The organism is Streptomyces sp. NPDC002044 (assembly GCF_040296725.1).
Taxonomy (GTDB): Bacteria; Actinomycetota; Actinomycetes; order Streptomycetales; family Streptomycetaceae; genus Streptomyces; species Streptomyces antarcticus.
Window position 1 is genome coordinate 1 of sequence record NZ_JBEOXU010000145.1, and the last position, 14,486, is coordinate 14,486.

Annotated in this window: 13 protein-coding genes and 1 pseudogene; 2 read left to right on the top strand and 12 right to left on the bottom strand. The window is 71.8% G+C overall.

What is annotated here, in order from left to right:
- Window positions 1-142: 142 nt before the first annotated feature.
- The 8 genes from pyrF to pyrR form a co-directional block, all read right to left on the bottom strand.
- Window positions 143-994 (bottom strand): orotidine-5'-phosphate decarboxylase, encoded by an 852-nt coding sequence (pyrF, locus tag ABT106_RS26365; protein WP_351281955.1) that lies wholly within the window; start codon window positions 992-994, stop codon window positions 143-145.
- Entirely contained in the window at window positions 991-2,100 is a 1,110-nt protein-coding gene (locus tag ABT106_RS26370) for a quinone-dependent dihydroorotate dehydrogenase (protein WP_351281957.1), read from the bottom strand. Before ABT106_RS26370 ends, pyrF begins: the two co-directional genes overlap by 4 nt.
- An 85-nt stretch (window positions 2,101-2,185) precedes the next feature.
- Window positions 2,186-5,494, bottom strand: coding sequence for a carbamoyl-phosphate synthase large subunit (carB, locus tag ABT106_RS26375; protein ID WP_351281959.1), 3,309 nt, complete (start codon window positions 5,492-5,494; stop codon window positions 2,186-2,188).
- Window positions 5,487-6,677 (bottom strand): glutamine-hydrolyzing carbamoyl-phosphate synthase small subunit, encoded by a 1,191-nt coding sequence (gene carA, locus ABT106_RS26380; protein WP_351281961.1) that lies wholly within the window; start codon window positions 6,675-6,677, stop codon window positions 5,487-5,489. Before carA ends, carB begins: the two co-directional genes overlap by 8 nt.
- The gene (locus ABT106_RS26385; protein WP_351281964.1) at window positions 6,674-7,261 is read right to left on the bottom strand and encodes a PH-like domain-containing protein; all 588 of its coding nucleotides are present in this window, start codon (window positions 7,259-7,261) and stop codon (window positions 6,674-6,676) included. Before ABT106_RS26385 ends, carA begins: the two co-directional genes overlap by 4 nt.
- Window positions 7,258-8,544, bottom strand: coding sequence for a dihydroorotase (locus tag ABT106_RS26390; protein ID WP_267722876.1), 1,287 nt, complete (start codon window positions 8,542-8,544; stop codon window positions 7,258-7,260). The genes ABT106_RS26385 and ABT106_RS26390 overlap by 4 nt, the downstream gene beginning before the upstream one ends.
- Window positions 8,545-8,546: 2 nt before the next feature.
- A complete protein-coding gene (locus ABT106_RS26395) occupies window positions 8,547-9,551 on the bottom strand; it encodes an aspartate carbamoyltransferase catalytic subunit (RefSeq protein WP_351281967.1) in 1,005 nt (334 codons plus the stop codon).
- A gap of 107 nt (window positions 9,552-9,658) precedes the next feature.
- Entirely contained in the window at window positions 9,659-10,255 is a 597-nt protein-coding gene (gene pyrR / locus ABT106_RS26400; RefSeq protein WP_351281970.1) for a bifunctional pyr operon transcriptional regulator/uracil phosphoribosyltransferase PyrR, read from the bottom strand.
- 271 nt (window positions 10,256-10,526) lie between these two features.
- Here pyrR and bldD point away from each other — a divergent pair, with 271 nt between their 5' ends.
- Complete coding sequence (bldD, locus tag ABT106_RS26405) at window positions 10,527-11,027, top strand: transcriptional regulator BldD (protein ID WP_030026184.1); 501 nt, start codon at window positions 10,527-10,529, stop codon at window positions 11,025-11,027.
- A 209-nt stretch (window positions 11,028-11,236) separates the two neighbouring features.
- On the opposite strand, the gene nusB is transcribed toward bldD, so the two are convergent.
- The 4 genes from nusB to ABT106_RS26425 all read right to left on the bottom strand — a co-directional run bounded on the left by nusB (window position 11,237) and on the right by ABT106_RS26425 (window position 14,320).
- Window positions 11,237-11,671 carry a transcription antitermination factor NusB gene (gene nusB, locus ABT106_RS26410; protein ID WP_351281974.1) on the bottom strand — a complete coding sequence of 145 codons (435 nt, stop codon included), beginning with the start codon at window positions 11,669-11,671 and terminating at the stop codon, window positions 11,237-11,239.
- 3 nt (window positions 11,672-11,674) lie between these two features.
- Window positions 11,675-12,241 (bottom strand): elongation factor P, encoded by a 567-nt coding sequence (efp, locus tag ABT106_RS26415; protein WP_351281977.1) that lies wholly within the window; start codon window positions 12,239-12,241, stop codon window positions 11,675-11,677.
- A gap of 59 nt (window positions 12,242-12,300) precedes the next feature.
- On the bottom strand, window positions 12,301-13,407 hold the full coding sequence (locus tag ABT106_RS26420) for an aminopeptidase P family protein (RefSeq protein ID WP_351281979.1): 1,107 nt from the start codon (window positions 13,405-13,407) through the stop codon (window positions 12,301-12,303).
- 133 nt (window positions 13,408-13,540) lie between these two features.
- Complete coding sequence (locus tag ABT106_RS26425) at window positions 13,541-14,320, bottom strand: AAA family ATPase (RefSeq protein ID WP_351281982.1); 780 nt, start codon at window positions 14,318-14,320, stop codon at window positions 13,541-13,543.
- Between the two features lie 75 nt (window positions 14,321-14,395).
- Between ABT106_RS26425 and ABT106_RS26430 the strand changes: the two are divergent.
- Window positions 14,396-14,486 (top strand): annotated as a pseudogene (locus tag ABT106_RS26430) (molybdopterin-dependent oxidoreductase); the annotation flags it as partial.

Genomic DNA, 14,486 nt, shown 5'->3' on the forward strand with positions numbered 1-14,486 from the left:
CCGGCGGCCCCCGGTGGTGGTGATACGCGTCACACCGGGGCGCCGTCCGGGCGGGTCAGGCGGCCGGAAGGGCCGTCGCGGCCCGTCCGGCGCGCGGCGCGCGGGCGTACGGGGGCGGGCCGGCCGCCCCCGCGACGGCGGGCTACGCGGCGACGGCCGCGCGGATCTCCTCGGCGAAGCCCCGCGCGGACGCGCGCAGGGCCGCCACGTCCGGGCCGTGCCGCAGGACGCCCCGTGACACGTTCGGGACGACGTTGCGCACGGCCGCCCCGAAGACCGCCGGCAGGTCGGCCGCGGTCGCGCCCTGCGCGCCGATGCCGGGGGCCAGCAGCGGCCCGTTGATGTCCAGGTCGAAGGAGGACAGGTCCCCCAGGGTGGCGCCGACCACCGCTCCGAAGGAGCCCATCGGCTCGGCGCCCGCGTTCTCCGCCGCCAGGTGCGCCAGCATCGTCGCCCCGATCGTCCGGCCGTCCTCGCGCACCGCCCGCTGGACCTCCGCGCCCTCCGGGTTGGAGGTGAGCGCCAGGACGAACAGGCCCGCTCCCGACTCCCGGGCCAGGTCCACGGCCGGCTTCAGCGAGCCGTAGCCCAGGTACGGGGAGACCGTGAGCGCGTCCGAGAACAGCGGCGAGGCCGGGTCCAGGAAGGCCGAGGCGTACGCCGCCATGGTCGAACCGATGTCGCCCCGCTTGGCGTCCATCACGACCAGCGAGCCCGCCGCCCGGGCGTCCGCCACGGTCCGCTCCAGCACCGCGACGCCCCGCGAGCCGAACCGCTCGAAGAAGGCGGCCTGCGGCTTGAAGACCGCCACCGAGTCGGCCAGCGCCTCCACGACCGTCCGGGAGAACGCCTCCAGCCCGGCGATGTCGTCGGCCAGCCCCCAGGAGTCCAGCAGGGCGGCGTGCGGGTCGATGCCCACGCACAGCGGGCCGCGGGCGTCCATCGCGGCGCGCAGGCGGGTGCCGAAGGGGGTCACAGGGGTCGTGGGGCTCACAGCGCGGCCTTTCGGGTCTCGGCGCCCACCGCGTCGGCGAGCGTCGCGTACGGGCTGTCGGCCAGGCGCGCGGCCAGGCCCCGGTGGATGGCGCGGGCGTAGCAGGGTCCCTCGTAGATGAAGGCGCTGTAGCCCTGGATCAGGGTGGCTCCGGCCAGGATCCGCCGCCAGGCGTCCTCGGCGTTCTCGATGCCGCCGACGCCGACCAGGACGAGGCGGTCCCCCACGCGGGCGTAGAGGCGGCGAAGGACCTCCAGGGAGCGCTCCTTGACTGGGGCGCCGGACAGGCCACCGGTCTCCTTGACCAGGTCCGGCGCGGACTTCAGGCCGAGGCCGTCCCGCGCGATGGTGGTGTTGGTGGCGATGATGCCGTCGAGGCCCAGCTCCAGTGCCAGGTCCGCGACCGCGTCGACGTCCTCGTCGGCGAGGTCGGGGGCGATCTTGACCAGGAGCGGCACCCGGCGGCCGGTGACGGCCCGGTCGGCGGCTTCCCGTACGGCCGTCAGCAGGGGGCGCAGCGACGCGGTGGCCTGGAGGTTGCGCAGGCCGGGGGTGTTCGGCGAGGACACGTTGACGACGAGGTAGTCGGCGTGGCGGGCGAGGCGCTCGGTGGAGGCCACGTAGTCCGCGACGGCCTCCTCCTCGGGCACGGTCTTCGTCTTGCCGATGTTGACGCCGACGACCGTCCTGAAGACGGCCTCGCGGGCGGCGAGGCGCTCGGCGACGGCCGCCGAGCCCTCGTTGTTGAAGCCCATCCTGTTGATCAGCGCGCGGTCCGGCACGAGCCGGAACAGCCGCTTCCTGGGGTTGCCGGGCTGGGCCTCGGCCGTGACCGTGCCGATCTCGACGTGGTCGAAGCCGAGCATCGCCATGCCGTCGACGGCCACGGCGTTCTTGTCGAAGCCGGCCGCGAGTCCGAAGGGGCCGTGCATCCGCAGGCCCAGGGCCTCGGTGCGCAGCGCCTCGTGGCGGGGGGCGAGCCAGGCCGCGACGAAGGTCCGCAGGACCGGGGTGCGGGCGGCGAGGCGGATCCAGCGGAAGGCCGCGTGGTGGGCCCGCTCGGGGTCCATCCGCTTGAAGACCAGCTGGAAGAAGAGTTTGTACATCGCTTCGAAGATCCCTCTGCGCTCATGAAGAGGGGGACACCCGTCGCATACGCGAATCCGGTGTCCCCCTCCCCTGGTCGGGCTGCTAGTCGCGGGCCGCGGTCAGCTGCTCGGCGTGCTCCTGGAGCGAACGGACGCCCACGTCACCGCGGTTGAGCGCGTCGATGCCCTGGACTGCCGCGGCGAGTGCCTGGACCGTGGTCAGGCACGGGACGCTGCGCGCCACGGCGGCCGTACGGATCTCGTAGCCGTCGAGGCGGCCGCCGGTGCCGTACGGGGTATTGACGATCAGGTCGACCTGGCCGTCGTGGATCAGCTGGACGATGGTCTTCTCGCCGTTGGGGCCCTCGCCCTCGCTGAGCTTGCGCACGACGGTGGCCTTGATGCCGTTGCGGCGCAGCACCTCGGCGGTGCCCGAGGTGGCCATCAGCTCGAAGCCGTGGGCGACCAGCTCGCGGGCCGGGAAGATCATCGTGCGCTTGTCGCGGTTGGCGACGGAGATGAACGCGCGGCCCTTGGTCGGCAGCGGGCCGTAGGCGCCGGCCTGCGACTTGGCGTACGCCGTGCCGAAGACGGAGTCGATGCCCATGACCTCGCCGGTGGAGCGCATCTCCGGGCCGAGGACGGTGTCGACGCCGCGGCCCTGGATGTCGCGGAAGCGCGACCACGGCATGACGGCCTCCTTGACGGAGATCGGCGCGTCGAGCGGCAGGGTGCCGCCGTCACCGGTCTTGGGCAGCATGCCCTCGGCGCGCAGCTCGGCGATGGTGGTGCCGAGCGAGATGCGGGCGGCGGCCTTCGCGAGCGGGACGGCGGTCGCCTTCGAGGTGAAGGGGACGGTCCGCGACGCGCGCGGGTTGGCCTCCAGGACGTAGAGGATGTCGCCGGCCATCGCGAACTGGATGTTGATCAGACCGCGGACGCCGACGCCCTTGGCGATGGCCTCGGTGGAGGCGCGCAGGCGCTTGATGTCGTAGCCGCCGAGGGTGATCGGGGGCAGCGCGCAGGCCGAGTCGCCGGAGTGGATGCCGGCTTCCTCGATGTGCTCCATGACGCCGCCGAGGTAGAGCTCGTGGCCGTCGTAGAGGGCGTCGACGTCGATCTCGATCGCGTCGTCGAGGAAGCGGTCGACCAGGACGGGGCGGGTCGGGGAGATCTCGGTGGACTCCGCGATGTAGGACTCCAGCCGGGCCTCGTCGTAGACGATCTCCATGCCGCGGCCGCCGAGCACGTACGAGGGGCGGACCAGGACCGGGTAGCCGATCTCGTCGGCGATGGCCTTCGCACCGGTGAAGGTGGTGGCGGTGCCGTGCTTGGGGGCGGGCAGTCCGGCCTCGTCGAGGACCCGGCCGAAGGCGCCGCGGTCCTCGGCGGCGTGGATGGCCTCCGGGGAGGTGCCGACGACGGGGACGCCGTTGTCCTTGAGGGCCTGGGCGAGGCCGAGGGGGGTCTGGCCGCCGAGCTGGACGATGACGCCGGCGATGGGGCCGGCCAGGGACTCGGCGTGGACGATCTCCAGCACGTCTTCGAGCGTGAGCGGCTCGAAGTACAGGCGGTCGGAGGTGTCGTAGTCCGTGGAGACGGTCTCCGGGTTGCAGTTGACCATGACGGTCTCGTACCCGGCGTCGTGGAGCGCGAAGGAGGCGTGCACGCACGAGTAGTCGAACTCGATGCCCTGGCCGATGCGGTTGGGGCCGGAGCCCAGGATGATGACCGCGGGCTTGGTGCGCGGGGCGACCTCGGACTCCTCGTCGTACGAGGAGTAGAAGTACGGGGTCTTCGCGGCGAACTCGGCGGCGCAGGTGTCGACCGTCTTGTAGACCGGGCGGACGCCCAGGGCGTGGCGCACCTCGCGGACGACGTCCTCGCGCAGGCCGCGGATCTCGGCGATCTGGGCGTCGGAGAAGCCGTGGCGCTTGGCCTCGGCGAGCAGCTCGGGGTGGAGCTTCTCGGCCGCCGCGAGCTCGTCCGCGATCTCCTTGATGAGGAAGAGCTGGTCGACGAACCAGGGGTCGATCCGCGTGAACTCGAAGACCTCCTCCTGGGAGGCGCCGGCGCGGATGGCCTGCATGACGGTGTTGATGCGGCCGTCGGTCGGGCGGACCGCGGTGGCGAGCAGCTCGTCCTTGTCGCCGACCGGGCCGACGAAGGTGAACTGCGAGCCCTTCTTCTCCAGGGAGCGCAGGGCCTTCTGGAGGGCCTCGGTGAAGTTGCGGCCGATGGCCATGGCCTCGCCCACCGACTTCATGGTGGTGGTGAGGGTGGCGTCGGCGAGCGGGAACTTCTCGAAGGCGAAGCGCGGGGCCTTGACGACGACGTAGTCGAGGGACGGCTCGAAGGAGGCCGGCGTCTTCTCGGTGATGTCGTTGGGGACCTCGTCCAGCGTGTAGCCGATGGCCAGCTTGGCGGCGATCTTGGCGATCGGGAAGCCGGTGGCCTTCGACGCGAGCGCCGAGGAGCGGGAGACGCGCGGGTTCATCTCGATGACGATGACGCGGCCGTCGGCCGGGTCGATCGCGAACTGGATGTTGCAGCCGCCGGTGTCGACGCCGACCTCGCGGATGATCGCGATGCCGACGTCGCGCAGCCGCTGGTACTCGCGGTCGGTCAGCGTCATCGCGGGGGCGACGGTGATCGAGTCGCCGGTGTGGACGCCCATCGGGTCGAAGTTCTCGATGGAGCAGACGACGACGACGTTGTCCTTGGTGTCGCGCATCAGCTCCAGCTCGTACTCCTTCCAGCCGAGGATGGACTCCTCCAGGAGCACCTCGGTGGTCGGGGAGAGCGTGAGGCCCTGTCCGGCGATGCGGCGCAGCTCCTCCTCGTCGTGGGCGAAGCCGGAGCCGGCGCCGCCCATGGTGAAGGAGGGGCGCACGACGACGGGGTAGCCGCCGAGGGTGTCGACGCCCGCGATGACGTCGTCCATGGTGTGGCAGATGACGGAGCGGGCGGACTCGCCGTAGCCGATCTTGGCCTTGACGGCCTCGACGACGCCCTTGAAGAGCTCGCGGTCCTCGCCCTTGTTGATGGCCTCGACGTTGGCGCCGATCAGCTCGACGCCGTACTTCTCCAGCACCCCCTGCTCGTGCATGGAGATGGCGGTGTTCAGCGCGGTCTGGCCGCCGAGGGTCGGGAGCAGCGCGTCGGGGCGCTCCTTCGCGATGATCTTCTCGACGAACTCCGGGGTGATCGGCTCGACGTACGTGGCGTCGGCGATCTCCGGGTCGGTCATGATCGTCGCGGGGTTGGAGTTCACCAGGATGACCCGCAGGCCCTCGGCCTTGAGGACGCGGCAGGCCTGGGTGCCGGAGTAGTCGAACTCGGCGGCCTGGCCGATGACGATCGGGCCGGAGCCGATGACCAGGACGGACTGGATATCGGTGCGCTTAGGCACGCTCGGCCTCCATCTGGGCGGTTTCCATCAGAGACGTGAAGCGGTCGAAGAGGTACGCGGCGTCGTGCGGGCCGGCGGCCGCCTCGGGGTGGTACTGGACGCTGAAGGCCGGCTGGTCGAGCAGCCGGAGCCCTTCGACGACCTGGTCGTTCAGGCAGACGTGGGAGACCTCGGCGCGGCCGTAGGGGGTCTCGGAGACCTTGTCGAGGGGCGCGTCGACGGCGAAGCCGTGGTTGTGCGCGGTGATCTCGACCTTGCCGGTGGTGCGGTCCTGCACCGGCTGGTTGATGCCGCGGTGGCCGTACTTCAGCTTGTAGGTGCCGAAGCCGAGCGCGCGGCCCAGGATCTGGTTGCCGAAGCAGATGCCGAAGAGCGGCGTCTTGCGCTCCAGGACGCCCCGCATGACGGCGACGGGGCCGTCGGCGGTGGCCGGGTCGCCCGGGCCGTTGGAGAAGAACACGCCGTCCGGGTTGACCGCGTAGACGTCCTCGACCGTCGCGGTGGCGGGAAGCACGTGCACCTCGATGCCGCGCTGGGCCATCCGGTGCGGGGTCATGCCCTTGATGCCGAGGTCGACGGCGGCGACGGTGAACTTCGCGGTGCCGACCGGGACGGCTTCGCCGTCGGGGCCGATGGCGGGGACGACGTACGTCTCCTTGGTGGCGACCTCGGCGGAGAGGTTCGCGCCCTTCATCTGCGGGGCTTCCTTGACGCGGGCGAGCAGGGCCTCGTCGCGGACCCCGTCCCAGTTCGCGCCGGAGAAGATGCCGACGCGCATGGCGCCGCGCTCGCGCAGGTGGCGGGTCAGCGCGCGGGTGTCGATGCCGGAGATCCCGACGACGCCCTGCCCGACCAGCTCCTCGTCCAGCGAGCGCCGGGAGCGCCAGTTGGAGGGGACGCGGGCCGGGTCGCGCACGACGTACCCGGCGACCCAGATGCGGGACGACTCGGGGTCCTCGTCGTTGACACCGGTGTTGCCCACGTGCGGGGCGGTCATGACGACGACCTGCCGGTGGTACGACGGGTCGGTGAGGGTCTCCTGGTAGCCGGTCATGCCGGTGGAGAACACGGCCTCGCCGAAGGTCTCCCCCACAGCGCCGTAGGCACGGCCGCGGAAGATCCGGCCGTCCTCCAGGACGAGTACGGCGGGAGCTTTGGCTGCTCCCCTGGTGGAGGTCGTCATCGTTCGGCGCCTTCCGTCGTGATGGATGAGTTCTGTGGTGTGAGCGTGCTGATCGCTTCGACCCAGGCGACGTGCTCGGCCGCGCGGTCGGAGCGGAATCCGGAGTCGATCAGCTTGTCGCCATGCGCCCATGTGACGACGAGCAGACCGCCCTCGGTGAGTACCTTGCCCGCGATTCCCTTGTCGAGGCGGGCGCCGCGCAGCTGCGCGGCCGGTACGAAGAAGTCGGTGGCACCCGGTCGGACCACGTCCAGGCCCGCGTCGGTGAGCGTGAGCTCGACCCTGCTGCGGACGCCCAGGCCGTGGGCGACGATCCGGTCCAGCCACTGCCCGGCGGTGGTCGACCCGTGGTACCGGCCGGTCAGCGCCAGCCGGTGTTCGGGGAGGCCCTCGGGCGCGGCGGGCAGCTCCGGCAGATCGTTCTGCAGGGCGCCGCGCCATTTCCAGCCCTGCCGCATCAGCCAGTACACGAACGCGATGAAGATCAGCAGACCGACGACCCACGCGATGCGCGCGCCCCAGTCCGTCACCTCCGCCGATCGTCGTTCGGCCTCGGCGGCCAGTTGGATTACTGCAGGTGTCACGCCAGCGTCCCGTCCACGACCGTTGCCCGGCCCCGCAGGAAGGTGTGTGTCACGCGACCCGGCAGCTCACGGCCCTCGTAGGGCGTATTACGGCTGCGGGAGGCGAATTGTGCGGGGTCCACGACACCACGGTACGAGGTCTCCACCAAGGTCAGGTTCGCGGGTTCACCTGCCGAGACGGGACGGCCGTGGTTCTCCAGGCCGCCGATGCGCGCCGGGGCGAAGGACATGCGGTCCGCGACGCCCGCCCAGTCGAGCAGTCCGGTCTCCACCATCGTCTGCTGGACGACGGAGAGGGCGGTCTCCAGGCCGACCATGCCCATGGCGGCGGCGGCCCACTCGCAGTCCTTGTCCTCGTGCGGGTGCGGGGCGTGGTCGGTGGCGACGATGTCGATGGTGCCGTCGGCGAGCGCTTCGCGCAGGGCCAGCACGTCGGCCTCGGTGCGCAGCGGCGGGTTGACCTTGTAGACCGCATTGTAGGAGCGCACGAGCTCCTCGGTGAGGAGCAGGTGGTGGGGGGTGACCTCGGCGGTGACGTCGATGCCGCGGGACTTGGCCCAGCGGACGATCTCGACGGAACCGGCGGTGGAGAGGTGGCAGATGTGGACGCGGGAGCCGACGTGCTCGGCGAGGAGGACGTCGCGGGCGATGATCGACTCCTCGGCCACGGCCGGCCAGCCCCCGAGGCCCAGCTCACCGGAGACGACGCCCTCGTTCATCTGGGCGCCCTCGGTGAGGCGGGGCTCCTGGGCGTGCTGGGCGACGACGCCGCCGAAAGCCTTCACGTACTCCAGGGCGCGGCGCATGATCACGGCGTCGTCGACGCACTTGCCGTCGTCGGAGAAGACGGTGACGCGGGCGGCGGAGTCGTGCATGGCGCCCAGCTCGGAGAGCTGCTTGCCCTCCAGGCCGACGGTGACGGCGCCGATCGGCTGTACGTCGCAGTAGCCGGACTCCTTGCCCAGGCGCCAGACCTGCTCGACGACGCCGGCGGTGTCGGCGACCGGGAAGGTGTTCGCCATGGCGAACACGGCGGTGAAGCCGCCGGAGGCAGCGGCGCGGGTTCCGGTGAGGACGGTCTCGCTGTCCTCACGGCCCGGCTCGCGCAGGTGGGTGTGCAGGTCGACGAGGCCGGGGAGGAGGACCTTGCCCTCGGCCTCGATGACGGTCGCGCCTTCGGCGGACAGGCCCGTACCGACCTCGGCGATGGTCTCGCCGTCGATCAGGACGTCCTGCGCCTCGCCGCCGAGTACCTTCGCGCCACGGATCAGGATCTTGCTCATCTTTACTTGCTCTCCTCGGTACGGGCAGCGGCGGGGGCGGGGGCGGTTCCGGTGGCGACGGCGGGCTCGGATCCTCCGAGCAGCAGGTACAGCACGGCCATCCGGGTCGAGACGCCGTTGGCGACCTGCTCGACGGCCGTGCAGCGGTCGGAGTCGGCGACCTGGGCGGTGATCTCCATGCCGCGGTTCATCGGGCCGGGGTGCATCACGATGGCGTGCCCGGGCATCTTCGCCATCCGGTCGCCGTCGAGCCCGTACCGGCGGGAGTACTCGCGCTCGGTCGGGAAGAAGGCGGCGTTCATGCGTTCGCGCTGCACACGCAGCATCATCACCGCATCGGACTTCGGCAGCACCTCGTCGAGGTTGTACGAGACCTCGCAGGGCCAGCTGCCGATGCCGATCGGGACCAGCGTCGGCGGGGCCACGACGGTGACCTGGGCGCCCAGGGTGTGGAGCAGCTGGACGTTGGAGCGGGCCACCCGGCTGTGCAGGACGTCGCCGACGATGGTGACGCGGCGGCCGCCGAGGTCCTTGCCGAGGCCCGCGTCGCGGCCGACGAGGCGGCGGCGGATGGTGAAGGCGTCCAGCAGGGCCTGGGTGGGGTGCTCGTGCGTGCCGTCGCCGGCGTTGACGACGGCGGAGTCGATCCAGCCGGACGTCGCGAGCCGGTAGGGGGCGCCGGAGGCGTGGTGGCGGATGACGACGGCGTCGGCGCCCATGGCCTCCAGGGTCAGGGCGGTGTCCTTGAGGGATTCGCCCTTGGAAACCGAGGAACCCTTCGCGGAGAAGTTGATGACGTCCGCGGAGAGCCGCTTGGCGGCCGCTTCGAAGGAGATCCGGGTGCGGGTCGAGTCCTCGAAGAACAGGTTGACGACGGTGAGGCCGCGCAGGGTGGGCAGCTTCTTGATCGGCCGGTCAGCGACGCGGGCCATCTCCTCGGCGGTGTCGAGGATCAGGACGGCGTCGTCACGGGTGAGATCGGCGGCCGAGATGAGGTGGCGCTTCATCTGGATGGCTCCGTAGGTCGGGAGGGCAGGCAGGCTGACGGGCGTGGCCGACGTGCGGCAGGGCAGACTTCGGCGCGGGCCCGCGAGGGGGCCCGGGCCGGTGCGGGCTACTGCTGCCCGGTCGCCTGGGGGGTGCGCTGGCCGAGCAGCACGGCGTCTCTGCCGTCCTCCTCCTGGAGCTGGACCCTGACGGTCTCGCGCAGCGACGTCGGGAGGTTCTTGCCGACGTAGTCGGCGCGGATCGGCAGCTCGCGGTGGCCCCGGTCGACGAGGACGGCGAGCTGCACGGCGCGGGGGCGGCCGAGGTCGCCCAGCGCGTCGAGGGCGGCGCGGATGGTGCGACCGGAGAAGAGCACGTCGTCGACGAGGACGACGAGGCGGCCGTCGAGGTCGTCACCGGGGATCTCGGTGCGGCCGATGGCGCGGGCCGGCTTCATCCGGAGGTCGTCGCGGTACATGGTGATGTCGAGGGAGCCGACCGGGATCTTCGTACCGGTGATCTCTTCGAGCTTGGCGGCCAGCCGGCGGGCGAGGTGGACACCGCGGGTGGGAATGCCGAGGAGCACCACGTCGTCGGCGCCCTTGGCGCGTTCGACGATCTCGTGGGCGATGCGGGTCAGGACCCGGGCGATGTCCTGCGCGTCGAGCACGGGGCGCGTGTCCCGGTCGTGATCTGCGGTCTGGCCGGCGTTCTGAGCGTCCATGGATGGACCTCCTTCTCCGCCTCACGGGACGGACCTTAAAGGACGTCTGATGTACGCCTCACACGGTAGCAGGGGCAGGTCGGCGCCCGGGCACCGGCCTGGGGCGGGAGGGCCTCCGCGGGGCTCCCGGGGCGCCTCGCGAGAGGCTGATGGGGAGCATTCGGCTTGACGCATCCAAGTAACGCTGCGTAACCTCACAGTGAGTTACCAGCCGCGCGGCGGAGCCGCACGTTGTCCATGTCGTCACAGCGTCACAGCGTCCGGGAGCGTTATGTCCAGCGAATACGCCAAACAGCTCGGGGCCAAGCTCCGCGCCATCCGCACCCAGCAGGGCCTTTCCCTCCATGGTGTCGAGGAGAAGTCCCAGGGCCGTTGGAAGGCCGTGGTGGTCGGTTCCTACGAGCGCGGGGACCGTGCCGTGACCGTCCAGCGCCTGGCCGAGCTGGCGGACTTCTACGGGGTTCCGGTGCAGGAGCTGCTGCCGGGCACGACTCCCGGCGGAGCGGCCGAGCCGCCGCCGAAGCTCCGTCTCGACCTGGAGCGCCTGGCGGGCGTACCCGCCGAGAAGGCCGGCCCCCTCCAGCGTTACGCGGCCACCATCCAGAGCCAGCGGGGCGACTACAACGGCAAGGTGCTGTCGATCCGCCAGGACGACCTGCGCACCCTCGCCGTCATCTACGACCAGTCCCCCTCGGTCCTGACCGAGCAGCTGATCAGCTGGGGCGTCCTGGACGCGGACGCGCGTCGCGCGGTGGCGCACGAGGACGTCTAGTCCCCCCGGGCCCAGGCCCAGCAGAAACGTTTACCGGTGGGTTCCGGGACCTCGTGAGAGGCTCCTGGGACCCACCGGTTTTCTGTTTTCCCCCTGCGGGCGGCCGCACCGGGGCAGACGCAAGGGCCCGCAGCGCGTGCGCTGCGGGCCCTTGCGTCTGGCGCGGGGCGCCGGTGTCCCGCCGGTGCGGTGCCGTTCCGTGCGTGCGGTCAGCTCTCGCTGCGGCGCAGGTTCGGCTTCAGGTCCTTGAAGCGGGCGAGCAGCCCGTTCACGAACGAGGGGGACTCGTCCGTCGAGAACTCCTTCGCCAGCTGGACCGCCTCGTCGATGGCCACGGCGTCGGGGGTGTCGTCCACCCAGATCAGCTCGTAGGCACCGAGCCGCAGGATATTCCGGTCGACGACCGGCATGCGGTCGAGCTCCCAGTCCACGGCGTAGGTGACGATCAGGTCGTCGATGCGGTCCACCTTGTCGGCGTACCCCTCGACGAGGTCCATCGTGAAGTCGCCCACCGGCGGCTGCCGGTCGTCCGACCTCGCGTGGCGGATCCAGTCCGCGAGGACCTCGCGCACGGGAACCCCGCGCTGGTCGGCCTCGAAAAGGATCTGGAAGGCGCGCTTGCGCGCATTGCTCCGGGCAGCCACGGGTTAGTTGCTCTTCCGGCCGAGGTAGTCGCTGGTGCGGGTGTCGACCTTGACGGTCTCGCCGGTGGTCACGAACAGCGGGACCTGGATCTCGTAGCCGGTCTCCAGCGTGGCGGGCTTGGTGCCGCCGGTGGAGCGGTCGCCCTGGACGCCCGGGTCGGTGTGCTCGATCTTGAGCTCGACCGCCGCCGGGAGCTCGACGTAGAGCACCGAGCCCTCGTGCTGGGCGACCGAGGCGGTGAAGCCCTCGATCAGGAAGTTCGCGGCGTCGCCGACGGCCTTCTTGTCGACCATCAGCTGCTCGAAGGTGGTCATGTCCATGAAGACGAAGTACTCGCCGTCCATGTACGAGAACTGCATGTCACGGCGGTCGATGGTGGCCGTCTCGACCTTCGTGCCGGCGTTGAACGTCTTGTCGACGACCTTGCCGGACATCACGCTCTTCAGCTTGGTGCGCACGAAGGCCGGGCCCTTGCCGGGCTTGACGTGCTGGAACTCGACGACGGACCAGAGCTGGCCCCCGTCGAGCTTCAGCACCATGCCGTTCTTGAGGTCGTTCGTGGAAGCCACGGTTGCGGATTCTCCTGCACTGGAAGACCACGGGTGCGCGCACAGTCCGGCGGAGCGGACTAGAGCGCGAGCAGCTCCTTGGTCGTAATGGTGAGTAGCTCGGGACCGCCGTCCGCCTCGGGGCGCACGACGAGCGTGTCATCGATCCGGACACCTCCCCGGCCCGGGAGGTGAACCCCCGGTTCGACGGTGACCGGCACGCAAGCGTCCAGTTTACCCATTGCCGTAGGTGCAAGCTGCGGGTCCTCGTCGATTTCGAGACCGACGCCGTGCCCGGTCCACGGGGCGAGCACCTCGCCGTGGCCCGCGGAGTCCAGTACGGAGCGCGCCGCGCGGTCCACGTCGCGGTACGCGGCCCCGGGCAGCAGGGCCTCACGACCGGCCCGCTGGGCGGCGAAGACGAGGTCGTACAGCTCGATCTGCCAGTCCGCGGGGGTGGTGCCGATCACGAAGGTACGGCCGATCTCGCACCGGTAGCCGCGGTAGTTCGCGCCGAGGCTGACGGTGAGGAAGTCGCCCTCCTCCACCCGCCGGTCGGAGGGCCGGTGCCGGGGGCGGCCGGAGTGCGGGCCGGTGCCCACGGAGGTCGGGAAGGCGGGCCCGTCCGCCCCGTGGTCGACCAGGCGGCGCTCCAGTTCGAGGGCGAGGTGCCGTTCGGTGCGTCCGACGAGGATCGACTCCAGGAGCTCGCCGAGGGCCTGGTCGGCGATCTCCGCGGCGATCCGCAGGCAGGCGATCTCCTCCTCGTCCTTGACGAGGCGCTGCTGCTCCACCGCCGTCCCGAGGTCGGCCAGCCGCAGCCGGGGCGCCACGGAGCGCAGGGCGCGGTGCCGGCCCACCGTGAGGTGGTGCTCCTCCACCGCGAGGGAGTCGGCGCGTACGGAGGTGGCCATGTCGGCGGCCGCGACGGCGGGATCCGCGCCGGGTCCGGTCAGCACGGAGACCGCGAGCCGGTCGTCGAGGCGGCCCTCGTCTGCCTCGCCGGTCGGGGCCCCGGGGCAGAACAGCACGTCGTCGGCGGGCCCGACCAGGAGTACGGCACCCTGCGGGGAGGCCCCGGACAGGTAGCGGACGTTCGCCGGCCGGGTGATCAGCGCGGCTGCGTTCCCCGCGACGGCGCAGCGGTCGCGGAGCAGGTTCCGGCGGGCGGCGTACACGTCTGACATGTCTTCGAGCGTACGAGTGCCCCGCGCATCCGGCCCGGCGAGCGCGTCCGCTCGGGGCCGGTCGACGCCGCCGGACAGCGCCGCCGCGAGCGCCGCCGCCGAGCGTCGGGCGGCGCCCGCCCGGAACCCCGTCCTACCAGGCGGGGGGAGCCGCGATGGCCCGGGCCAGGGTCTCGTCGAGGGCCCGGGCCGTCCCCTCCACGTCGAGGTGGGAGTTGTCGATGATCGCCAGCCCCGAGCCGTACCAGCCGGCCATCCGGCCGTGGATCCGCGCGACCTCCTCGTCGGAGAGCCGGCGGTTGCCGGAGCGGGCCGCGTTGCGCTCCAGGACGATCTCCAGGCCGGGCAGCAGCACCACGGGCAGCAGGGCGGGCCCCACGTGCCGCTTCCAGCCGCCCAGGCCGACGACGGGCCGGTCGGGGAAGACGGCGTCGTCGAGGATGCAGGAGATGCCGTTGGCGAGGTAGTTGCGGGCGGCGAAGCCGCAGGTCCGGCGGGCGAGGCGGTACTGGGCCTCGGAGTGCTCGTTCCAGCCGGCCTGCGGGTCGGCGAAGCCCGAGCAGACCCACTCGCGGACGTCGTCCAGGCTGATGTGGGCGGTCGGCACCGGACGGGTGCCGGCCCAGTGCCGTGCCACGGTGGTCTTGCCCGCGCCGGCCGGGCCGATCAGCAGGACGGCGAGGGTGGCCCCTCCGGTGCCCGGGCCGGCGGGCGGCAGCGGGATGTGCCCGGTGGGCTCGGGTACGGGAGGCACCGCGCCCGTGGCCGATCCCGGGTACGCGGGCATCGCGGGCGGCTGCGGGCCGTTGCCCGGCCAGCCCTGGGCCGGCGGTATCGGCGGCTGCCGGGGCGCCGCGGGATGCGGCCCCGGCTGACCCCAGCCCGCGCCCCCGCCCCCCACTCCTTGCTGCATCCGCTGCCACTCCGTCTCGTTCCGGCGACTGATGCGAGAACGTTATATGACCCCGGAGGCCCGGCGGTCCACGCCGGGCTGGTCGCCGCCCCCCTCCTGCAGCGCGGCGTCGAAGCCGTCGCCGGCCGGGACCCCACCGGGCTCACCGGGCTGCTGCCGAACGGCG